The following is a 22,967-nucleotide window of genomic DNA, read 5'->3' as shown; positions in this document are numbered from 1 at the left end:
CTTATCTAATAAATTCTTTCGTTAAAGAATTATAAATCTTTGAAGGACGATTATCTAAATAACCAGCGTCAACAATAATATCAACATTAAATTTTTGAAGATCATTAAATTCTTTAGCATAATTCTGACCGCTAATATTTACACTTGTCCCATAAATTGGTCCAACCTTATTAATAATTTTTTTTAATCATTTTGACTTTGTAATTCTAATTCCAATTGTATTATCTTCTGTAATGTTATAAAGCTTATTAATATCATCTTTTATGTTACCTATTATAGTAATAGTTTCATTCTTTTTAAAAAGTTTTAAATCTTCACGCGGCAAGTCAATAAAATTCTTTGCCATTCGAACTGAACTAACAATAACTGATAAATACATTTTTTCTGATCGACCTTTAACTTTAAAAATTCTTGCTTTTGCTACTGGTGAACTAATAATACATGTCATTCCATAAATAGTATCTGTTGGAACAATAATCACTTTTTCTGCTAAATAACTAGCAATAATTTCTTTGCGATCTTTTACAGTATATACTTTCATATATAATTAGCCTCCTTTCTTATTAACCTTTTAAATTTGATTTAATTTGTTCATTGCTAATATGATTACTTTTAATTTTTGAAATATGTGAAAAAGCAATAATTGATAAAACAGTAATGAAAGCAGATAATAAAATATTACTTGCTAATAATTCATTTCCTTGTAATCAAAAGTAATCCAAATGTGTTGTTTTAAAAAGTGGTTTCATTACCGTTTCTTTAAAATTCTCGCTTTGACTGTTTCAATAATCAACTGCTTTTGTTAATTCATATTGAGAAACCAGAAACATTACTAGTGAAGTTCCAGTTACAATTAAAAAACTAACATAAAAACTAATAAAACCCTTTTTAGTTAAATTTGGTTTTTTCAACATCACAAAAGTAAAAGCAAATAACATTGAAATAATTAAAGCAGAAGAAATAATTGGCACAACACTAATAAAAATTCCTAACCCTGGCATATTCATTGTCATATTAAAATAATCAATATTTGGATTATCCAAAATACTACTTGTATCTGGAATAATAGCGTTAATTGTTAAATGTGGATAGAAATAAGAAAATAAAAAAAATCGGTTTGCATCAGTAAAACTACTGCCAATAATAATTGTATAAACAAATTGTGGAATAAAAACTATACTTGAAAAAAAAACGACTCATAGTGAAATATTAAATTCATTTGGAATTAAATATAAACTAATAAACTTTTTAAGACGGCTTTGATTAAATGTATCTTTTAAAACAAATAATTCTTCTTTTTTAGTTAGATTAATATTATCATTTAATAATCATTCTAATTTAAAACCAACTTTTAACATAATAAAAATAATAAAAATCATCTGTAATCCTGTAATTCATCAAATAGCATTAAGACCAATTCAAGTTAATGGATACTTATTGTTTGTTCCAGGTCCCGTAGCTAAGTTAATTAATGCGTTAACAATTGCTTCTCGATTTGGAATATCTGGATGAATCATATCTTGAATATTTTTAACAAACTCAGGCCCAGTATAACCGCCTCTTAAAGAACGACATCACTCTGTAAATAAATCATAATAATATTCTGCAAGTGAAAATAATAAACAAGCACTAAATAAAAAAGAGATAATAAAAACTGTTCCAATTAGCAACATTCTATTATTAAAATTAATTGTTCGTTTTTGGTGATGCATGTAAAAAACACTACTAATAATCGCACCCGCTAATGTTCCTAACGCAATATATGACAAACCAAAGATTAAAAACTTATTTGGTAAATCAGGTGTTGTAAATGTTGCTAAAACATCCTTAGGTACTGTTGCAATAAAATGAAAGTATTTTTTTAAAAGTTGATCACTATGTGATACATACATAAAAGTAAAATATGGGACCATGATAAATAAAACTAGTAAAAAAGCAATACTAATAATGCGAGTTCTTTTAATATTTTTAAGTTTATCTTCCATATCTGCACCTCACACTTAAGTTTCTTTTATTTTACTACAAAATATTAATAAATAACATTCGTCATTTTTTATTTATATCTTTTTGAAAATAATATTTCTGATTCGGAAAATATTCCTTTACTAATTTTTCTAAATCTTTTTTTTGGTCATAACCATGTTCAAAACATAAAATACCATTTTTTTTAACAACTTTCTGTCAATTTTGAAAAATTTCTCGATAAAAATACAGGCCATCAGCATCACCAAATAAAGCAACATGCGGTTCATAATTTTTAACACGATGACTAATCTTTTGATTATTTGGAATATAAGGTGGATTACAAACTAGAAGATCAGCTTTAATCTTATTTTTAATAAATGGTTCTAGCATATCACCTTCCAATAATTTAACATTTTTGCAATTTAACTGCTTAATATTTCTTTTTGCTACTTTTAATGCTTCAATTGAAATATCACTAGCATAAATTGTTAGATTTGGATTTTCTAAGCCTAAAATAATTGCAATTGCTCCACTACCAGTTCCAATGTCAATTAAAGTTAATCGTTTATTACAATTATTAAGAAACATTTCATCAATTATAATATTAATATTATCAACTAATTCTTCTGTTTCATAACGGGGAATTAAAACATTATAATCAACATAAAAATCATATCCATAAAAATTTTGTAAATTAGTAATATGCTGAATTGGTTTTCCATTACGATACGCAATCAACTGTTGTCAATAATCATCAATCTTAAAGTTAATTTTATCATTTTGAATTGCATATAATTTTGCTAACGAAGTTTTCATAAAAAATGCTATTAAAATTTTAATATCGGTAAGATAATTAGCATTATTTGAGTCTTTCAAATAATCTTCTGACTTTTGAATTAATTCATTAACTGTCATTAGTTTTCTTCCATTTTCAATCTCTGTTCTTCATTAATTAATGCTACTACAATTTCGTCTAAATTACCTTCCATAATTTGGTCTAATTTTTGTAGTGTTAAATTAATACGATGATCGGTAACCCGATTCTGAGGATAATTATATGTTCGAATCTTTTCGCTCCGGTCACCTGTTCCTACTGCATCTTTTCTTAATGTTCCACGTTCTTCATTAATTTTACGTTGTTGTTCTTCATATAACTTACTTCGTAAATGTTGCATTGCTAATGCTTTATTATCATGTTGACTACGACCATCTTGGGAAGTTACAACAACCCCCGTTGGTAAATGCGTAATTCGAACAGCTGAATCAGTTGTATTAACATGTTGTCCCCCTGCTCCTGAAGCACGGTAAGTATCAATTTTTAAATCAGCAGTTTTAATTTCAAAATCAACTTCTTCAATTTCTGGTAAAACAGCAACGGTTGCAGTTGATGTATGTACTCGACCTTTACTTTCTGTTTTTGGAATTCGTTGAACACGATGTGCCCCTGATTCAAATTTCATTTTTGAATAAACACGATCTCCTTTAACCATAAACGAAATTGTAGAAAAACCTCCTGCTTCTGATTCATTTGCTTCAATTAATTCTACTTTTCAATGTTGTTGATCTGCATATTTTATATACATTCGATATAAATCACCAGCAAAAATATTTCCTTCATCTCCACCCGCTGCTCCACGAATTTCAAAAATAACATTTTTATCATCATTAGGATCTTTTGGTAATAATATTACCTTTAATTCTGCTGCAAGTTGTTCTTTTCTTATTTCCGAAGTTTTTAATTCTTCTTTTGCTAATTCAATTAATTCATAATCTTTTTCTGTCTCTAAAATTAATTTTGCTTCATTAATATTATTTAAAACATTTTTATAATTTAAGTATAAAGCAACGGTTTCCTCTAATTGTGCTTGTTCTTTTGCTAAACTAGTTAATTTTTTAACATCATTAACTATTTCTGGTTTCGTTAATTCTTCATTAATTAAATTTCACCGCTTTAACATCGTTTCTAATCGTTCAATTGTTTTTTGATTCATTTGCTTCACCTCTTTTTTAGACACTTAACAATTATAATATATTTTAAATAATAATGATTAATTTAATTCATTATAATAAAAAAAATCATAATAATTAATGATTTTTTATTGATTTGAAATTAATGTTTGAAATTTTGGCAAATTTTTTAATTGGTCAACTAAAGTTAATCGATATTCACAACTTTCAAATGTTTTCTTAATGTGATGTTTATTAATAATTTTTTGACTAATTTTAAAAACATTACCATTAACAATCACATTGTCATTTTCTTTAATTAATAAATCTTCTAAAATAATAATTTTAGAATTAATTGGCAAGTTTTCAACAAAATGACCTTTATTTTTTTTACATTTTTTGGCTTACTATTTATAACAAAATAAGCTTCAGCATTTAATCCATTTTTTGTTAACATTTTTTTCCTCCTAAATTAATTAATATGTTACTTCATGACAATGACGACAACGAGCTTCATATTTATCCTTTTCACCAATTAAAACAATTGGATCATAATAATTAGCTGGTTTCCCATTAATTAAACGTTGTGTTCTATTTGCTAAATTTCCACATTTAACACAAATTGCATGTAATTTTTTAACCTCTTCTGCTCGTGTCATTAATTGCTCAATATTAGTAAAAGCTTCGCCTCGAAAATCTTTATCTAAACCATTAACAATAACAATAATTCCTTTATCTGCCAAAGAATCAGCAATTTTAACAATATTATTATCAAAAAATTGTACTTCATCAATCCCAACAACAAATGTTGTTGGTTTAAGGTTTGCTAATAACTCATCAGAATCCTTAACTGATATTGCTTCAACTGCTTTTTTACTATGACTAACAACTTGGTTTTCACTATAACGATTATCAATTGTTGGTTTAAAAACTTGAATTTCAAATTTAGCATAACTTAGGCGAACTAAACGACGAATAAACTCCTCAGTTTTTCCAGCAAACATACAACCAGTGATAACTTCTATTCATCCTATTTCAGCTTTACTATTTAAAAAATACATTCTTAACCTCCCATATATTTAATGTTATTTTTAATTACAAAACTTAAGTCTTTTAAAACTTGTTCTAAATCTTCTCACTGATAAATTTTCGCCCCGCTTGCTAACTGATGACCACCACCACAATACTTTTCTGCTACCTTATTAACAATATAAGTATTACTACGAATGCTAAGATTTATATAACCCTCTGCTTTATTTTCAATTGCTCACATTCAAATTTTAAATTCTTTAATATTACTCATAATATTGACTCATGGTTTAACAGTTTCATAACTCATTTTATGCTCTTTTAACATTTCATCAGTTATCTTAACATAACTAATTTCTTTATTATAAATAAGTACTTGCGATAACAAATAATTTTTAAAGCGCACATTGACTCATGATTCTTCATATAAATTTTGATAAATTGATTGCAAATCAAAACCTGTAGCAACTAATTGCCCTGCTAACATAAAAGTATTTTGGCAAGTTTTACTATACATAAAACGATTTGAATCTGTTACAATTCCAGTAAAAATTAATCTAGCTGCTTCTGACGTTACCGTTAATTTTGATGTTAAAACCAATTCAGCAATCATTTCTGAAACCGCAATTTTAGTTTCATCAATTCATTGTATATCACCAAATGGCGTAACATTAGGATGATGATCAATTTTAATAATTTCTTTCGCTTGCTGCCAATATTTACTATCAATTCGTTCAATGTTCGCTGTATCAGTTACGATTACTAATGCATCTTGATAATCTTCTACTTGTACAAGATCAGGTGTTGCTAAGAAAACTAAAAAATCATTTGTTGCACCATCAACTAATACTCTCTTATTCGGAAAATTATCTTTAATAAATTGTGCTAATCCAAATGCTGAACCATATGCATCACCATCTGGTGAAATATGGCGTAAACAAATAATTGTTTTATAATCTTTAATTTTTTGTAAAATAAGCCCTTTTAAATCTTGCATTTGTTTTCCTCACTTATATGTTAGCAACTAAGTTACTGTTAACTTTATCATAAACTAATAATGCATTCTTTTTAAAATATATTGTCGTTGTTTTTTTTAAATTTAGTTCTTTTTCTGATAATAAAATTTTAAAAATAACATCATTATTAACTTCAAAAAAACAAACAATTGATTTAACAACTTTTTTAATCGACTTAACATGTCCTTTATATGCTAAATGTAAGTCTTTGTTAAATTCTTTTGTCTTCTGAAATGAAATTAAATTTGGATTAATTGCTAAAAAATATTCTTTTTGATCAATTAATTTAGTTCCTTTAGGTAATTTAATTTTAATTTGCTCATTTTCTAAAACTTTTTCTGCTTCAGAATATTTCATACTAAAAATTTTTTCTGAACTATTATACATTATTTGATATAAATTAATTGTGTTAGGTAAAAATTCAGCATGATTTTTTGACATTAATTTGTAATTATTATCCTTATCAAAAAATAATAATTTTGTAACATAATTTTTAATATTTTCAATATTCTTTGTTAAAACTAAAAAAGTTAACTGCGGATTATAGTTTTTTAAACTAAGTAAAATTTCATTTAATTCATTTGCTTCATTATGAGTTAAATTATCAAAAGTATTATGTAAAATAATTAATTCTTTCTTACTTAAAATGGCATTAATTAATCTGATTTTAGTATGATCAAAACTACTTAAGTTTTTAGTAAGTTTAAATCAATTCATTTTAATATTTAAACTACTCATTATTTTTTTAACTTCTTCAAAAGCTTGATTATAAACTGTCACAACTTTTTCATTTGCTTCTTCAATGGCAAGTGAATTATCTTTTTCTTTAGTTTGTAATGTATTATTTAATAATTCTAAATGATATTTATGAAAATATTCTAAAAATTTTCCTTTGATAATTGTTGCTTCATCTGGTAATAAATTTGCAATTAATTGTTCTTGTTTTTGATTATAGTTAAATCATTGATCTTCTGATAATTTTGTTCAAGTAATTATATTTGTAGAATTACTTTTATTTAAAATTCCTTTAATAACACTCTTATGTTTGCCATCCTTTAAAACCATATTTATAACATTAAGACGATATTTTTTTAATGCTTTTCGTGCTTTAATTAAGAGATACCGTTCATATGTAATTTCAGTCTGCAATATTTTTAAATACTTTTCACAAACTAATTTTGCCCCAATAAAACTAAAACTTTTATCTTTACGTTTTCTTTTTTTAGCAATATCATAGCAATCACACAAATAATCTAAGTCAGAAATATAATAGATTTTATCTCATAAAGCTTGTAAAAATGCAAGATAACCTTCATATACACGAATTTCTTCTCTTTTGTATGTATAAGTATGTAAACTTTGAATTAAAATTGAATCTTTATCATCATCTAAAATTTTACTAATTTCTTTTTTATGGAATTCACTAATTTTAGTTAAATAAGTCTCTATTCATTCTTCTTTAATATGAATTGAATTAGTAAAATATTCATTAATAATTTTATCTGTTTTTAATATTAAATCTTGTTTATTCAAATCATTACCAATAAAAACTAAATTTTTATAAAAATATTTATTTTTGTTATATTTTAATGAACTATCATGTAAAAACTTTGGAGTTTTTAAAATATGATAAGCAAGACGTAATTTTGTTGGTAAAAAAGCTAATCTTAATGGTCCTGGTGACACATAACCAATTTTTCGTTCTTTTGGTAGTAAAGTTGTAATATTCGTATTGTTTAAATAAATCTTTCCACTACGTGGTTTTTTCTTTCCCAATAATAATTTTAAAAAATATAGTTGTGAAAACTTATTTTCAAAATGAGCTCCCAAAACTTCTTGACTATTAACACTAAAATTTAAATCATTAAAAATAACTTTTTTATATCGTTTATACTTTAAATTATTAATTTTCAATCCCATTAAAATATCACGCTCCCAATTAATTTTATTATACCCAAATAAAAATAATAAAAAATAGTTATTGTTAAGTTAAATTTACATTTATTCTAATTTAATAAAATTACATTACAAAATATCAAAAAAACCTTTATCTTGAAAAGATAAAGGTTTACCAATTATTCTGCTTTTTGGTCATCAGATTTTGGTTTAACTGTTTTTTTGTTAAGTTCTTTTTGTACTTTTGATGCTTTTTCTGCTTGTTTTACTAACTCTTCTTTTTTATTAAATTTATATTTAAATCGTTCAACACGTCCAGCTGCATTAGCAAACTGTTGACTACCTGTATAGAAGGGATGGCATGAAGAACAAGTATCAACTTTTAATTCTTCTCCTTTAGTAGAACCACTCATATATTCTGTTCCACAAGTTGTACACATAATTTTAGTATCAAAATATTTTGGATGGATTCCTTCTCTTGCCATATAACTCACCTCACTTTTAAAAATATGACTGCATATTATTTACACGTAAATAATGATAACACATATTTAAATAAAAACAAAGATTATTTAATAATCTTTGCAAATTCATTAAAATCAATTCTAACACGTGGCATTGTTGCTTTATCATCATCTTCATCATAGTATCCTAAGGCTAAAACTAAAACTGTATGATGCTTTTCTTGATCAAACGAACAATGTTTTGCTAATAATTCATCACATTTTTTTGCATTAAAACCACCCATGATAGTAGTTCCTATTTTTAAATCAGCAGCTTGAATTGTAATAAAACTAGTTACAATATGGGCTTGTTCTGAAACAAATGCAAAAAGATGTTCTTTTTGTTGTAAAAAATTTTGATATTTTTTAATTGTCTTTTCTAACTCATCTGTTTGATTAATAACCCGTTTTAGTCGTTTTGTTAAAAATTCAGTTGAAACTAAATAAGATGGATTAATACCCGTAATAAGCATTATACAACTAGCATTTTTCACTTTTTCTTGATTTCATCCGAGCATTGCTTCATCAGCAAATTTGTTTTTTAATTCTTGATTTGTAATACTAACAACATTAGTCACTTCAATTCCTAATGAACAAGGTGCTAAGCGCCCTGCTTCAAGTATTACTGTTAAATCTTCATAATTAATTACTTTTTCACTATTATATTTTTTAACAGTTTTCCGTCAATTAATTGCATTTTTTACTGTCATTTAATATTATTATCTCCTTTAATTTTTATTATTCATTAATTTTTGCTAAAGCAACGTTTAATACATCAACACTTTTTGCAAAAGGAGGTGAATATGGTAAATCTAAATATTTAATTTCACCAATTTTAGTTTTTGTCCAAATAATTGGAATTAAAGCATTGATTCTTAAACTAGCCTTATTATAACCAAAAATTTGTGCTCCAACAATAATCCTATTTTTTGGTCATAAATTATTTTAATTTTTACTGGCTTAGCATCAGCAACATAGTGTGTGTGATCTGTCCCATTTACAACAATCTCTTTGGCATTAAAACCATTTAAAATTGTCTGTTCTTTTGTATATCCTGTTCGAGCAATTTCACTTTCAAAAACCTGCATAATACTTGTTCCAATTGCTCCAGGAAAATGGTCCTTCTTTCCTGCTAAAATATTACCGAGAACCTTGCCATTTTTGGCTGCAATTGTTGCTAATGACATATAACTTAATTTATTATCAATAATATTTTTTGTCATCACACAATCACCTACAGCATAAACATCTTTAATATTTGTTTCAAATTGGCTGTTCACTAAAATTGCTCCAAATTCATTTTTAAATCTGTTGTTTTCAAAAACTTAGTTGCCGGCACAACTCCAATTGCAACTAATACTAAATCTGTTACAATTTCTTCTTGTGGTGATAATTTAATTTTTGTTACCTTATTATTTTCAACAACAAACTCCGTTACTTTGGTATTTGTTTTAACTTTAATTCATTTTTTTCTAAATTATTGACTAATAATTGTGCCATATCTTCATCAAGTAACTTTTGTGAAATTCATTTATCAGCTTCAATTAATGTAATTCTTTTTCTTACCAAGCCAAAACTTTCACAAAATTCTAGTCCAATAAATCCTCCACCAATAATAGTAACATTTTTTACTTTTTTTAAACTCGAACATAATTCAACTGCTGATTCTAATGTTGTTCCTGTAAAAACATTTGTAGCATTTTCTCCTGCTAAATTTAGACGACGTGGTGTTGCTCCAATACTAATAATTAATTTGTCATAATTATCAATAAATTCTTGGCTTGTATTATAGTTAATTCCATAAATAGTTTTTGTTTTAAAATCAACGCGTGTTACTTCGCAACTAGTTTTAACAAGAATCCCATTATTTTGAAATTCTTCAACAGTTCGTGCAATCATTCTTTCAGCATTGTCAAAATGTTTTCCAACATAATAAGGGATTCCACAAGCTCCTAATGATGGGTATTGAAACTTTTGGTAAGCAATAATTTCAACATCATTTTTTAACATCCGTTTTAATTTACTTGCTGCTGTCATTCCAGCTGTTGAACCACCTATTACTATTACTTTCATATTTTTCAACTCACGTTTTTCTATAATAATATTATAACCTTAGATTACTAAAATAAAAATAAAGGACTCCGCCTTTATTCTTGTTTTTTTCTTTTTTCCCGATTTCGTTTTCTTCACAATCTTGATCATTTAAAAAGAATTAAGTCTTCATTTTCTAATGAATTAGTTAACCGAGCCGCAATTGTTGTTGCTTGTAGCCCTCCAACAACATTGACGCTTGTTCGTCCCATATCAAATAGGCCATCTAGGGCCCCAATAATTGCATAAACTGGCACATATAAAGTTACTAAACCAATTCCTCCTAAAACACCAGCAGTAACAACACTAGCTGTTCCTGGCACACCAGCAATTCCTAACGAAGCTACAACTACTACCAATAAAACAATAAAGAAATTAGCAGCAGTTAAATCATATAAACCAGCTGTTGAAATAAAAGAAACAATAATCCCTGCTTGTACACCTGCACAACCAGTTAAACCCATCGTCGTGGTTAAAGGAGCGGATATCCCGACAAGATTTTCTTTTACTTTCATATCATCTTTTAAAACTTTCATTGTTAAGGGTAATGTTACATTAGAAGATTGAGTTGTAAACCCTTGAATTACCGGATTGATAGCAAACTTCCATCATTTAAATGGATTTACTCCTGACAATGTTAATAACAATGAATGCCAAATTAAAGCAATTATTAAACATAAGTACCCAATTCCAACAACAATTCCAATCTGTGCTAAGTATCCAATTGGTCGCGAAATAATAGCATAAGTAATCATTGACATTACAGCATATGGCATTAATTTAATAATAAACATTAAACATGACATAATAATTGTTCATCAACGGTCAAAACCATCACAAATCTTTTGCATATCTTCTGGATGTCGCTTAGTTAATTTCTTAACAGCTAACCCAATTAAACCAGTAATTACCATTACAGGAAGAATTGTTCCTAAAAGAAATGGCTGGACAAAATTAGAAGGCACATAATTCCAAATAATTTCTGGCAATGGCTTTGATGCATCCTTATCATAACTTCCGCTTCCTGAAATTGTAAAGCCATTACCAATATTAAATGCAATCCCAATAAATAATGAAATAATAAACATTGCTGCAACATTTAATAATAAAATAGTAATTGTAATAATAGTTCCTCTTCGCGAAGATACATCTTTTCCTGGTTTTGAAACAGCTCTTGCAATTGCTAAAAATACAACAGGAACAGTCATCAATAAAATTGCATTTAAGAAAATCATTCTAAATAAATTAACTCAAATTGAAAACTCATGTACCCATAAAACATAAATATTATTTGGAATAGTTTTTCCCGAATCATTTGGATCTGGAATCACTGGATTAATCATTGATTCTGATGGTTCAGTTGTATTATATGGGAAATCATTAATTGCTTGAATAGTAATTCCAAAAATTAAACCAATTGCTAATCCTAATAAAACGCGAAAAATAAATCGCATTTTTGTTTTTTTAATTCAAAATCATAATAAAACCATTATTCCAAAGAAAATAAGGATGCTAACAAGTGATTGTCAAGTTGAAATTGATAAAAAATCATGCAATGGATTATTATTGTCTGAACTAAATAATAAATTGAAATACATTTGGAATATCCTTTCTTAGAAGAAATTGATAGTTTAATAATACATTTAAAACTATCATCAATAAGAAAAAATACAATATTTAATATTTTAAAAATAAAATTAATTATTTATGTTGTTTTTTTTATTTTCTTCTTCTGTTGTTTTGTTGCTAATTGTGCAAAAACCTCTGTTTTTATTAAAGTTTGTTCTTCTTTTGTCAAGTAATTTAATGTACTAGTATTTTTTTATAATCTTTAATACTATCAATTTTATTCATTGCTTGATAAATTACTTTTATCTTGAATGTTCCATATTTTATTTTTAAAAAACGATAATAGGTTCCTACTAATCCTAGTATAGCAAAAATAATAACTCAAATAAATAAAATTACCATATTTTTAATAATTTCAGTTTGATATTCACTAATTCCTACAATTGTTGGAGATGATAAACCATATATTATTGTACCAATATTATGTAATCCATAACGGAATGGTGTTATATAGGATAAAATATCAAAGAATTTTCCTTGCATAAAGGAAGGGAAAGTCCCTCAACCTGCTGATAAATTAATAATTAAATAAACAACAGCAATAAAACGCGCCAACATTTCATCAGGAACTGCTAATCAAATTGAACAAATAATAATATTGAAAATTGAGCCTAAAAATAAGAGTCATAACCATAGTCAAACATAAACTGGTCCAATTTGACCGAACCCTAAGATTAATAAGGAAAGCATCATTAATGTCACTTGAATCCAAGATGTTAATAACATTAATAACAATTTACTAAAATAGTGTTGATAAAACAAAGTATTTTTAGTTCTTCCTTTACCGTCATACACAAATGTTTGTGTTAAAGCACCAACTCAAATACCAATTAACATAAATAATTCACCCAAACCAATTCCATACTGGTTATATTCATGACCTTGCACATTATATGGAATATCAATTATGCTAACAATATCTTTTAAATGTTTCCCTAACTCATCACTATTCGCAAAATATTTTTCTTTGCTAACAACATTTTCTGCACCACAAATAAATGAAAGCATTTTTCCCTTTACAATTCCATAAACCTTTAATAAGGAATTAATAATTTTTCCTTGTTCTGTAGTTAGTTTCCCTTCTGTTACTAATTTATTTGTTTCATCTATTAAATTTTTTGTATTAATTTTTTGAATATATTATTGATAAACAGAACGATCAACTGAACCATCCGGGTTAGCTAAAATTGTATAAAGCATCGATAAAATTAATTGTGGAACTGCTTCGCGAACAAAAATTTCTCGCAAATTTGTAAATGTTGTTGCAAAATAACCAATTAAAAAATTTTGTTTATAAGTAGCCCAAAGGTTAATTGGATTATTTATTATTCAAGTAATATCTGTCAAAAACTGATCAGCATCTAAAACACCGCTACCAATGTTGCGTAAAATACTAATTAAATGACTTGAATAATGTTCTGGAATTTGTAATTGTACTCAATATTTATCAATCGGATTAAAATCAGTTGCTTCATTTTTCAAATAATTTAATTTTAAAGTAATACTACTAATGTTAATTTGAACATTATTATTTTTCTTATCATAATAATGTGGTCCCACAATCCCATTATCACTAATACTTGTATAACGGGCAATCTCATTTTCTTTAACCGTTGCTAAACAAGTCGCCTTATCTTTTGTTGTTAAATAACGAACTTCTGTTGCATTAGCAATTGATTGATCCTTATCATTTTTAGGTTTATAAATCACACATAAATTAGCATCACGATTAACAATTGCCATTGGAATTTGGTCAGTTTTAAGAAGTGGATTTCAAAAAGCCCAAACACAAAAGAAACCATACAAAAATGGCACAATACAAATTGCAATAAATTTTATAATGCGAGTTTTATCTTTAGCTGTTTGTTGATGCCATTCTTTTTTCAAAATTTCTTTAAAAGTTGGTATTTTTTTGGTATCCATAACTGTTCTCCTTAATTATCTTTACATAATACTATCTCGATCTGTTTCTTCTATTTCAACAGTAAAGGTTTTTGCTTTATTTTTTTTAATTTGATATAAATATTTTGGATCTTTTGTTGCTTCAAATTTTGTTTGCATTTTGTCAATCTTTTTAAGTTGCTGCTTTTCAAAAATATTTTGTTGGTCAATTAAAATCTGTTTTTTTATTCCTTCAACTTCTTGATCTGATAATTTTCTTAAAGTTTGATTAATATTTCTCTGAATTGGAATATTTTTTTCTAATAAAACAGTTTGTAAAACTTTCAGTTTGAAAGTTCCTTATAATTCTTTTTGTCGTCATAAATAAGTTAACCCTAAACTAATTATTAATAGTATTGGAATCCAAATTAATAAAATGCCAGTATTTTGTATAATTTCAGTTTGATATTGTGCTAAAGAGCCTTCACCTGTTCCAATTCCATAAATAATATTACCCATTCCATGAATTACATATTTAAACGGTGTAATAAATGAAATAAAATGGAAGAACGTTGCTTGCATAAAGGCTGGGAAAGTCCCTCAACCTGCTGTTAAATTTAAAATTAAATAAATAACAATTAAATATTTTCCAACATCCCCATCAGTAGGAGCAAATCATATTGCATGTTCAATGATAGTAAAAATAATAATCAAACATACAATAAACCAAAACTAATTCCCAAACAACTATAACCTAATGCCGCTAATGAAAGCGCAAGAATTGTGGTTTGAAGTACTGTTGTAATTAACATTAATAATAATTTTGAAAAATAGTGCTGATATCAACGGGCTCGTTTTGTTCGACAAGTACGTTTAAAAATAAATGTTTGTATTAAAACTCCAACTCACATTGCAATTGCCATAAAAAATTCACCTAAGCCAACTCCATATTCACCATATTGATAACCTTGAATATGAACTGGAATTTGAAAAATTGATGAATTTAAATTTGCTCAATCACGAATTACTTTACTTGCTGAGCTTTTGCACTATATCTTGGTCAAGTTACATGTTCATCCAAATTAGGAAAAATCTCACGAACAAAACCATCAATAAATTTTTTTCCTTCGCTTTCAATTCATTCTAATGTTTTTTTAATAATTTCATAATATTGTGAATGATTTTTCTCAACATAGTCTAAGATTATTTTTCCAATGGGAGTATTAGGATCAATAATTAATAAAATTTTTTCTAAATAATTGCTAAAATCACGGCCAGTTAAATAATATGTATTCGTTGATTCATCTCATTGCGCAAAAACTCAAAACATTGGAGTGCCTAATGTTTCTGGCAAGGCAGAATGAACCAAAGCAGTTTTAATTTGAGTAAAAGTATATAACACTTGTCCAGCTAAAAAATTTTGTTTATATGTTGATCAAAAATGAGGAATATTTTCCATTAAATATTCTAAACTTTTAATAACTTCTGTTGGACTATGATTACCAATTGCACGCATTAATTTAAAAATATTTTCTGTAAAACCACTATTAACTTGTAATTGAGCTAAATATTTGTCAACTGGTTTAAAAGTAGTTTCATTACCATGCAAATAGTTTAATTTAATAGTCATACCGTTTTGTTCTAATTCTAATGCTTTTGTATTAGCATTATAAAACTTATTATTTGTAACAGATAAATTCACCATACTATCATAACGATATTGCAGTTTATAAAGAGCTTTATCAATTTTTTTATTATTTTCAAATCATTCTTGGACTTTTTTGACAAACTGCTAATGTTCTGAACAACATAGGCAATACAAGGTGGTCTATCATTATCAACAATTGCCATCGGGATATTACCAATTTTTGTTAATGGATTTCAAAAAGCCCAGCAACAAATAAAACCATACAAAAAAGGCACAAAGCAAATTAGCATATACTTAATTATTTGTAGTCGATTTTTTGCTATTTTTTCTTTTGCATCTGTTCTGAAAACATTAATAAATCTTGGACTTTGTTTCATAATGTCATCCCTTAACTTTTTTTAGTGCCTATATATATCATATTAATTCTACACGAAAAAAGAAAAAATACTCACAAAAGTAAGTATTTTTTTAATCAATAACAAATGGTAATAAAGCCATTTGACGAGCTCTTTTAATTGCTGTTGCTAACATTCTTTGATTTTTAGCAGTTGTTCCTGTCACTCGTTTTGGTAAAATTTGACCATTACCAGAAATAAATTTTTTTAATAATTCAACATCTTTATAATCAATGTATGTTATTTTATTTTTTGTAAAATAACATTGTTTTTTAAAACGTTTAAATTTTGGATTCATTTTTACTTTCCTTTCTTTTTAGTCTCATAAAATTGCATCATCGCCATCAAAAGTAATATTATTATCATCTTGTGGTTCTGATTGTTCAAAAGTTGTGTTATTAAAATCATTAGCAATTGGCATTGATGGAATACCAATGTTAGCACCAGCCCCTTTTGAATCTAAAAAAGAAACTATATCAGCAATTACTTGAACAATTGTTGTAACTTGACCATTAACATTATCGGTTCTCGTTTGCAAACGTCCATCTAATGCAATTAATGATCCTTTTTTTAAATAACGGGCCATATTTTCTGCCGTTTTATTCCAAGCAAAACATGGAATAAACGAAGCTTGGTTATTAAAATTATTATTTACTGCTAATGTGAAAGCAACAAATGGTTTACTATTAACAGAATTTTTTAATTCTAAATCACGGGTTAGTCTTCCTACTAATGAAACTCGATTTAACATAACTCTTACACGCTCCTAATTTTTCTTATTCTTTTGTTTCAGTTGGTGCATTTTCTGGTTTTGTTTCTTCACCTTCTGAACGTTGTTCATGACGTTTATAATTTAGGTTTTCTATTCCCTGGTTTACGATCACGGTCTGGTTTATCATTCTTAACTTCTGTTTTTGCATAAAAAGTTGATTGAATATATCCTTTTTCTTTTTCTGTATTAATTACTAGAATTCGTAATACATCTTGTTCAATATGACTAATTCGAAGAAATTCATCAATATTTACTGATGTTGTATTAACAATTAATACTCCATAATATCCTTTTGTTTTCTTTTTAATTGGATATACTAAGTCCTTAATTCCTCATTTACCGTGTTCTTCTATTTTTCCCCCATTAGCTTCTAAAATTTGGTGTAATTTACTTTCTAATTCATCTAAATTAGTTGCTTCGGGATTTAATATATACATAATTTCATATTTACGCATTTTATTTTCCTCCTTTTGGTCTAGGTCCTATTCGGACAAGGAGCTAATAATTATAATTCAAGCATTACTAACTCGCCAATTATTATACCTTATATTTTTTTCAATTGTAAGAGTTATTTTATTAATTTTAATAATTTTAAATCATCAGCATAAGTTAATTTAATGTTTTGTTTTTCACCATAAATTGTATGAATTTTTGTTTTTGGTGAAAACAACTCTACTAAATAACTATCATCATAAATTATTGTTTTATTTTTCGTCTGGAAATATGATTCATAAACTTGATATAATAATTCTGCCTTAAAAATTTGTGGAGTTTGAGTTGTAAAATATTCTTCTCGTGGTAATGTTTTTTCAACAAAATTATTTTTAACCTTTTTAAGGGTTTCTGTAATTGGCAAAATTGAAACTAACACTTCATAATTTTGTGACTGAAAAACTTGATTTAATTGATTAATAAAAGTTAAGCTCGTAAAACAACGGACACCATCATGAATAATTATAATATCATTACTAATTTTATGATTAATTAAACATTGATAAATTGTATCAACTCGTTCTGCTCCGCCCATAATAAATTGCACATTCTTTGCTTGATAATTTTTTTTCAATAAAAAAGTTAAAGTTTCTTCGCTAACACCAACAATAATTTCAGTACAAAGTGGATCGTTTAAAAATAACATTAATGTTTGCTCAATAATAGTTTGTTTATTATTAAGTTGATATAACAACTTATTGTCCTTTTGATTAAAACGTGATGACTTTCCCGCTGCAACAATAATTACCGTATAATTTTTCATTTATAAAATTTCAATTCCATTTTTCTTAGCATATTCTAAAAAATCATCACTTCAAACCGAAGCAATAACTTCACCAATATGTTGTTTTTCTAACAAGAATAAATCTAATTGTGACTTAAAAAGTCCAAACGAAAGTGTAACTGGCAAGTCATTTGTTGCTACTTTTGCATCATATTCTGTTCTTAATTTACTTGTTTCTTTTGTTACTGCCAATTGGTTTTTTAAAACATCACGATTAACAGTAGCAGCACAATAACCAATACAAATAGCTTTTTCTAACACAAAATCATAAACAAAAATTTTCGCATAGAGTTCCCAATTAAAAACATCTTGCGATTCACTAATTTCAATTGTATTATTAGTAATACTATTTTTTAAACCATATAAAATTGTAGCACCATTTTCTCTTGTATATCGATTCAAACGTTCCTGGTAACTTAATAATCGCATTGCTTTTTGCAATTCAATTTGACTTGTTCAATTTAATTTTTTCTTAAATTTTTTATTTAATTGCGGAAATTTTAATAATAAAATATCTTCTACATCACTAATAATATTCGTTGCTTTATCAATTGTTTCTTTAATTTTTAATAATGTAATGTCTTTTTCTTCCAATAATAAATCAAATCCAATTTCGCTAAAACTTACTGCTTGGCTATTTGATTGCTTAATGTCACGACGTAAAACCATTGCTGTTGTTAAAATTCCTTCGTTTTCTAACAATTCATATTGTTTAATTGCATTTCGTCGTCATTTATTATGTGACTGAAATATTTCACCAGTTAAATTAGTTGGTAAAATATCAAAATCAATTGGTCGTTCTGTCATTTGAAAATCATCATTAAGTCCTTTTTCTTCTGTAGTAATTAAAGGTGCATCAACTTTTAATAAATTAAATTGAATAATAAAACGACGAACTAATTCACGTTTAATTAGACTAATTGCTTCTACTGTTTCACGTAATGTTAAAATTGAAGTATAACCAATTTCAATACCAAATTCCATACAATCACCTATTTTCCTCTTGACCGCATGTGGGGGAATAATAATACATCTTTAATCGAATCTTGCCCTGTTAATAACATAACTAAGCGATCAATTCCAATTCCTAATCCACCTGTTGGTGGCATTCCATATTCCAATGCTTCAATAAAATCAATATCTAATTCTTGTGCTTCATCATTCCCATTATCCCGTTCTGCTAATTGACTAACAAAACGATCATATTGTTCAACTGGATTATTTAATTCTGAATAAGCATTTGCATATTCGCGCCCTTTAATAAATAATTCAAATCGATCAGTAAATCTTGGGTCTTCTGCATTTGTTTTTGCCAAGGGAGAAACTTCAACAGGATGACCATAAATAAATGTTGGTTGAATTAATTTATCTTCCACAAATTCTTCAAAAAATAAATTAATAATATGTCCAACAGAAGTATGAAATTTTTCAATTGGTACTTTTTTTTCTTTTGCAATTTTCTTTGCTTCAGCAAAAGTCATTGGTTTTCAAAAATTAATTCCTACTAACTCTTTAATTGCATCAACCATATGTCAACGTTTTCATGGCTGTTGAAATGAAATCATTACTCCATCATATTCTGTTTCATTTTTATTTAAAATGTTTTTCGCAATGTAGCAAATAGTATCCTCTGTTAATTGCATCATAAAATTCATATCTTGATATGCAACATAAATTTCAACTGTTGTAAACTCTGGATTATGGCGTGTGTCCATTCCTTCATTTCTAAATAATCGCCCTATTTCGTAAACTCCTTCAAAACCACCAACAATTAACCGTTTTAGGGGTAATTCTGTTGCTACTCGTAAATAAAAATCCATATCTAATGTATTATGATGAGTTACAAATGGTTTTGCCGCTGCGCCACCATGAATAGGTTGTAAAACAGGTGTCTCAACTTCTAAATATCCTTTACTATTAAAAAAATATCGCATTAAAGCAATAATCTTACTACGCTTAATAAAAATATCTTTTGTTTCTGTTGATATAATTAAATCAACATAACGACGACGATATTTTTCTTCAATATCAGTCATTCCACGATATTTATCAGGCAATGCACGTAATGCTTTTGCTAATAAAACAAATTCTTTAACTCGCACTGTTAACTCTCCAGTGTTTGTTTTCATCATTATTCCAGTAACCCCAATAATATCTCCCAAATCAAAATTAATAAATTCTTGATATTTTTCATCACCAACTTCATCATTTCGAACATAAATTTGAAAAATTCCATTTTGATCTTGTAATGTTACAAAACTAGCTTTTCCTGCTTCTCGAAATGTTTTAATTCGACCCGCAATTTTAACTGTCATATTATCACTACTTGTGGCTAATATCTCTTTTGATAAATGATTAAATTGTTCATTAAGTACTTTACTCGTATGTGTTCGGTCAAAATTGGCAATTATAAAAGGATTATGTCCATCATTAACCAACTTTTTTAACTTATCACGTCTAATTTGCTCTTGCTCTGTAAAATTACGTTTCTCCATTTTAATTCTCCTTTTTACTATTTAGCAACACTAATATTACTATTATAATAGGCAATATATTCATTAACAAGCGTTTTTGACTCAAATATTGTATTTATTTGCGTTGCCCTAATTTTATAATTAGTAGCTTCTGGTTTTCCTTTAAAATAAAATGCTAAATTTTTCCACATTTCACTAGCTGAAATTCGTTCTCCCTTTAAATTTAATAATAATTCTGCATGACGGAAAATAATATTCTGTCATTCATCTAATGGTGGTTGCTCAATTTTTTCACCAGTATCTAAAAAATGTTGAATTTGTTTAAATACTCATGGATTACCTTGTGCTCCTCGTGCTAACATAATTGCATCACAACCAGTCTCTTTTAACATTCGTTCTGCATCTTCGCAAGTAAAAACATCACCATTTCCAATTACTGGAATTGAAACATTTTCTTTTACTTTCCTAATTCAATTTCAATCAGCTTTTCCAGAATAAAATTGATTTCGTGTTCGAGCGTGAACTGCAATTGCTTGTGCACCTGCTTGCTCACAATATTTTGCAATTTCAACACAATTAATATTTTCTTCATCTCAACCAATTCAAATTTTAACAGTTACCGGTTTAGTAACATTTTCAACAACTGCTTTAACAACTTCATAAACGCGTTGGGTATGTTTTAATAAATATGACCCCGCTTGTGACTTAATTGCAATTTTTGATGCAGAATAACCCATATTAATATCAATAATATCACAATCACTATGTTGGTCAACATATTTTGCCGCTGCAACAAAGGTTTCAATATCCGTTCCAAAAATTTGCATTGAAATTAGATGTTCTAATTTATTTACTTTAATCATTTGTAAAGTTCGTTCATTTTTTTTGCAAAATTGCTTTATCACTAACCATTTCAGCATAAACTAATCTTGCTCCTAATTCATGGCAAATAATTCGGAATGCTTCATTCGTAATTCCCACCATTGGTGCTAAAAAAAATTGCCCTTTGATTTCAATATTTCCAATTCTCATTTTTCTAATTCCTTCTTTAATTAACAGTCATTAGATAAATCTTAATCAAAAATAACAATAAATTCAATAAAAAAACTATTTTTAAGTTTAATTCCTCTTTTTTATAGTAAATATAATATATTTTGAAAAATAAAAAGTTTCTCGAGAACGAGAAACAAAATATTATTTTCGACCATGCGGTGAGTTACAATCACATTCAAAACATTTGTGATCACTGTTTGTACTTGCACATGAGCATTGGCATGCATGGCAAGAAAAATCACAATCTGGCATTTCAATTTCCTCCTTACAAAAAATATTCCTTAATAAATTGTTACTTGTAAGTAAATAGTTGAATACTAGCTTCTATTTAATTGTAACAAATTTTAATAATTCATTAAAGTATTCTAAAATTATTTTATTATTTTTAAAAATATTTTTAATCTTAATAAAAAAATGTAAAACACTAATATGTGTTTTACAGATTAAGATCAATCAATTTCACTTGGTTTCTTTGGATGTGCATTTTTCTTAATTTGGTCAATTAATCCATTACGAACATGAATAACTGTATTAGCAATATCGGCAATATTTGGGTTATGCGTAACAATAATAACCGTTGTTTTATATTTCTTATTAACATCAACTAAAATTTCAAGTACTTTTCGACCCATTTCTTCATCTAAAGCTCCTGTTGGTTCATCACCAAATAAGATGTCTGGATTTTTTGCTAATGCTCTAGCAATTGAAACCCGTTGTTGCTGTCCCCCTGACATTTGGTGAGGATATTTGTTCATTTGTTCTTCCATTCCAATTGTTTTAAAAATGTCCTTAATTGTCATATCTTTATTTTTATTTTTACTTAAATTTTCCCCAACTTCAGCATTTTCTTTAGCAGTTAAATTAGTTAATAAATTATATTGTTGGAAGATAAAGCCAACATTATCTCGTCTAAATTTTGTTAAATCAACATCTTTTAATAACGATAAGTTATAACCAATAACAAAAACATCCCCACTTGAAACTTTATCTAAACCTGAAATAATGTTTAGTAACGTTGTTTTTCCTGATCCAGAAGGACCTAAAATAACAATAAAGTCTCCTTTTTCTAACTTTAAATCAATTCCTTTTAAAACTGGTGTTTCAACTTCCCCAGTAATATACGATTTTTTAACATTAACTAATTCAATTACATATTTACTTGTATCTGCTTTACTGTTTGTTGTCGAGATAATTTCCCCTTTTAAAATTTGTTTTGAATATAACTTAGTTTGTTTCTTTTGTTCTTTTAACTTTTGTTTAAATTCTTTAACGGCAGTATAATCAACTTTTTCTTTTGCTTTCTTGTCATTTGGTTTTTTTGCTTTAGCTTCTTTCCCATGTGGTTTTGTTTGGTCTTTATTGGGTACATCTTTAATTTCAGCCATCTTGTGT

General features: G+C 26.9%; 26 protein-coding genes and 1 pseudogene. All 27 read right to left on the bottom strand.

What is annotated here, in order from left to right; all coding sequences use genetic code 4:
* Position 1 precedes the first annotated feature (1 nt).
* Complete coding sequence (locus C6B38_RS05245; protein ID WP_004028056.1) at positions 2-541, bottom strand: L-threonylcarbamoyladenylate synthase; 540 nt, start codon at positions 539-541, stop codon at positions 2-4.
* Between the two features lie 22 nt (positions 542-563).
* On the bottom strand, positions 564-1,985 hold the full coding sequence (locus tag C6B38_RS05240; RefSeq protein ID WP_105298906.1) for a polypeptide chain release factor methylase: 1,422 nt from the start codon (positions 1,983-1,985) through the stop codon (positions 564-566).
* 34 nt (positions 1,986-2,019) lie between these two features.
* Complete coding sequence (gene prmC / locus C6B38_RS05235; RefSeq protein ID WP_105298905.1) at positions 2,020-2,880, bottom strand: peptide chain release factor N(5)-glutamine methyltransferase; 861 nt, start codon at positions 2,878-2,880, stop codon at positions 2,020-2,022.
* The gene (gene prfA, locus C6B38_RS05230) at positions 2,880-3,956 is read right to left on the bottom strand and encodes a peptide chain release factor 1 (RefSeq protein ID WP_105298904.1); all 1,077 of its coding nucleotides are present in this window, start codon (positions 3,954-3,956) and stop codon (positions 2,880-2,882) included. Before prfA ends, prmC begins: the two co-directional genes overlap by 1 nt.
* Before the next feature lie 105 nt (positions 3,957-4,061).
* Positions 4,062-4,274 (bottom strand): hypothetical protein, encoded by a 213-nt coding sequence (locus C6B38_RS05225; protein WP_233485558.1) that lies wholly within the window; start codon positions 4,272-4,274, stop codon positions 4,062-4,064.
* A 114-nt stretch (positions 4,275-4,388) separates the two neighbouring features.
* Positions 4,389-4,973 carry a thymidine kinase gene (locus C6B38_RS05220; RefSeq protein WP_105298903.1) on the bottom strand — a complete coding sequence of 195 codons (585 nt, stop codon included), beginning with the start codon at positions 4,971-4,973 and terminating at the stop codon, positions 4,389-4,391.
* Positions 4,974-4,975: 2 nt separating this feature from the next.
* Positions 4,976-5,938 (bottom strand): DHH family phosphoesterase, encoded by a 963-nt coding sequence (locus C6B38_RS05215; RefSeq protein ID WP_105298902.1) that lies wholly within the window; start codon positions 5,936-5,938, stop codon positions 4,976-4,978.
* Positions 5,939-5,951: 13 nt separating this feature from the next.
* Positions 5,952-7,877 (bottom strand): hypothetical protein, encoded by a 1,926-nt coding sequence (locus C6B38_RS05210; protein WP_105298901.1) that lies wholly within the window; start codon positions 7,875-7,877, stop codon positions 5,952-5,954.
* A 155-nt stretch (positions 7,878-8,032) separates the two neighbouring features.
* Complete coding sequence (gene rpmE / locus C6B38_RS11200; protein ID WP_105298900.1) at positions 8,033-8,338, bottom strand: 50S ribosomal protein L31; 306 nt, start codon at positions 8,336-8,338, stop codon at positions 8,033-8,035.
* An 83-nt stretch (positions 8,339-8,421) separates the two neighbouring features.
* A complete protein-coding gene (locus tag C6B38_RS05200) occupies positions 8,422-9,066 on the bottom strand; it encodes a nitroreductase family protein (RefSeq protein ID WP_105298899.1) in 645 nt (214 codons plus the stop codon).
* 165 nt (positions 9,067-9,231) lie between these two features.
* Positions 9,232-9,636, bottom strand: coding sequence for a hypothetical protein (locus tag C6B38_RS11195; RefSeq protein WP_233485557.1), 405 nt, complete (start codon positions 9,634-9,636; stop codon positions 9,232-9,234).
* Positions 9,636-10,393, bottom strand: a pseudogene (locus tag C6B38_RS11190) (FAD-dependent oxidoreductase). The gene C6B38_RS11195 and the pseudogene C6B38_RS11190 overlap by 1 nt, the downstream one beginning before the upstream one ends.
* A 110-nt stretch (positions 10,394-10,503) precedes the next feature.
* Complete coding sequence (locus C6B38_RS05190) at positions 10,504-12,045, bottom strand: dicarboxylate/amino acid:cation symporter (RefSeq protein ID WP_105298898.1); 1,542 nt, start codon at positions 12,043-12,045, stop codon at positions 10,504-10,506.
* A 205-nt stretch (positions 12,046-12,250) separates the two neighbouring features.
* Entirely contained in the window at positions 12,251-13,084 is an 834-nt protein-coding gene (locus C6B38_RS11185; RefSeq protein WP_233485556.1) for a hypothetical protein, read from the bottom strand.
* A 132-nt stretch (positions 13,085-13,216) separates the two neighbouring features.
* Positions 13,217-13,999 carry a hypothetical protein gene (locus C6B38_RS11180; protein ID WP_233485555.1) on the bottom strand — a complete coding sequence of 261 codons (783 nt, stop codon included), beginning with the start codon at positions 13,997-13,999 and terminating at the stop codon, positions 13,217-13,219.
* A 318-nt stretch (positions 14,000-14,317) separates the two neighbouring features.
* A complete protein-coding gene (locus C6B38_RS11175; protein ID WP_233485554.1) occupies positions 14,318-14,671 on the bottom strand; it encodes a hypothetical protein in 354 nt (117 codons plus the stop codon).
* Positions 14,596-14,880, bottom strand: a complete 285-nt coding sequence (locus tag C6B38_RS11170; protein WP_233485553.1) for a hypothetical protein — start codon at positions 14,878-14,880, stop codon at positions 14,596-14,598. Before C6B38_RS11170 ends, C6B38_RS11175 begins: the two co-directional genes overlap by 76 nt.
* A 101-nt stretch (positions 14,881-14,981) precedes the next feature.
* Positions 14,982-15,659, bottom strand: a complete 678-nt coding sequence (locus tag C6B38_RS11165) for a hypothetical protein (protein ID WP_233485552.1) — start codon at positions 15,657-15,659, stop codon at positions 14,982-14,984.
* A 414-nt stretch (positions 15,660-16,073) separates the two neighbouring features.
* A complete protein-coding gene (rpsR, locus tag C6B38_RS05175; RefSeq protein WP_004028042.1) occupies positions 16,074-16,298 on the bottom strand; it encodes a 30S ribosomal protein S18 in 225 nt (74 codons plus the stop codon).
* Positions 16,299-16,316: 18 nt separating this feature from the next.
* A complete protein-coding gene (locus C6B38_RS05170; RefSeq protein WP_105298897.1) occupies positions 16,317-16,751 on the bottom strand; it encodes a single-stranded DNA-binding protein in 435 nt (144 codons plus the stop codon).
* A 95-nt stretch (positions 16,752-16,846) separates the two neighbouring features.
* Positions 16,847-17,227 (bottom strand): 30S ribosomal protein S6, encoded by a 381-nt coding sequence (gene rpsF / locus C6B38_RS05165; protein WP_233485551.1) that lies wholly within the window; start codon positions 17,225-17,227, stop codon positions 16,847-16,849.
* A gap of 113 nt (positions 17,228-17,340) precedes the next feature.
* Positions 17,341-18,027, bottom strand: coding sequence for an IspD/TarI family cytidylyltransferase (locus tag C6B38_RS05160; protein WP_105298896.1), 687 nt, complete (start codon positions 18,025-18,027; stop codon positions 17,341-17,343).
* The gene (locus tag C6B38_RS05155; protein ID WP_071890284.1) at positions 18,028-19,032 is read right to left on the bottom strand and encodes an asparagine synthetase AsnA; all 1,005 of its coding nucleotides are present in this window, start codon (positions 19,030-19,032) and stop codon (positions 18,028-18,030) included.
* Between the two features lie 8 nt (positions 19,033-19,040).
* Positions 19,041-20,543 carry a lysine--tRNA ligase gene (lysS, locus tag C6B38_RS05150; RefSeq protein WP_105298895.1) on the bottom strand — a complete coding sequence of 501 codons (1,503 nt, stop codon included), beginning with the start codon at positions 20,541-20,543 and terminating at the stop codon, positions 19,041-19,043.
* Between the two features lie 17 nt (positions 20,544-20,560).
* The gene (dusB, locus tag C6B38_RS05145) at positions 20,561-21,385 is read right to left on the bottom strand and encodes a tRNA dihydrouridine synthase DusB (RefSeq protein WP_255401078.1); all 825 of its coding nucleotides are present in this window, start codon (positions 21,383-21,385) and stop codon (positions 20,561-20,563) included.
* Positions 21,378-21,554 carry a tRNA-dihydrouridine synthase gene (locus tag C6B38_RS11930; RefSeq protein ID WP_255401077.1) on the bottom strand — a complete coding sequence of 59 codons (177 nt, stop codon included), beginning with the start codon at positions 21,552-21,554 and terminating at the stop codon, positions 21,378-21,380. The genes dusB and C6B38_RS11930 overlap by 8 nt, the downstream gene beginning before the upstream one ends.
* Positions 21,555-22,018: 464 nt before the next feature.
* Positions 22,019-22,960 carry an ABC transporter ATP-binding protein gene (locus tag C6B38_RS05140; RefSeq protein WP_105298894.1) on the bottom strand — a complete coding sequence of 314 codons (942 nt, stop codon included), beginning with the start codon at positions 22,958-22,960 and terminating at the stop codon, positions 22,019-22,021.
* Positions 22,961-22,967: the final 7 nt, after the last annotated feature.

The sequence above is a fragment of the Spiroplasma sp. ChiS genome (assembly GCF_002968355.1).
Lineage (GTDB): Bacteria > Bacillota_I > Bacilli_A > Mycoplasmatales > Mycoplasmataceae > Spiroplasma > Spiroplasma citri.
Note: the sequence above shows the minus strand (reverse complement) of the source record. Positions and strands in the feature narration are given on the sequence as shown.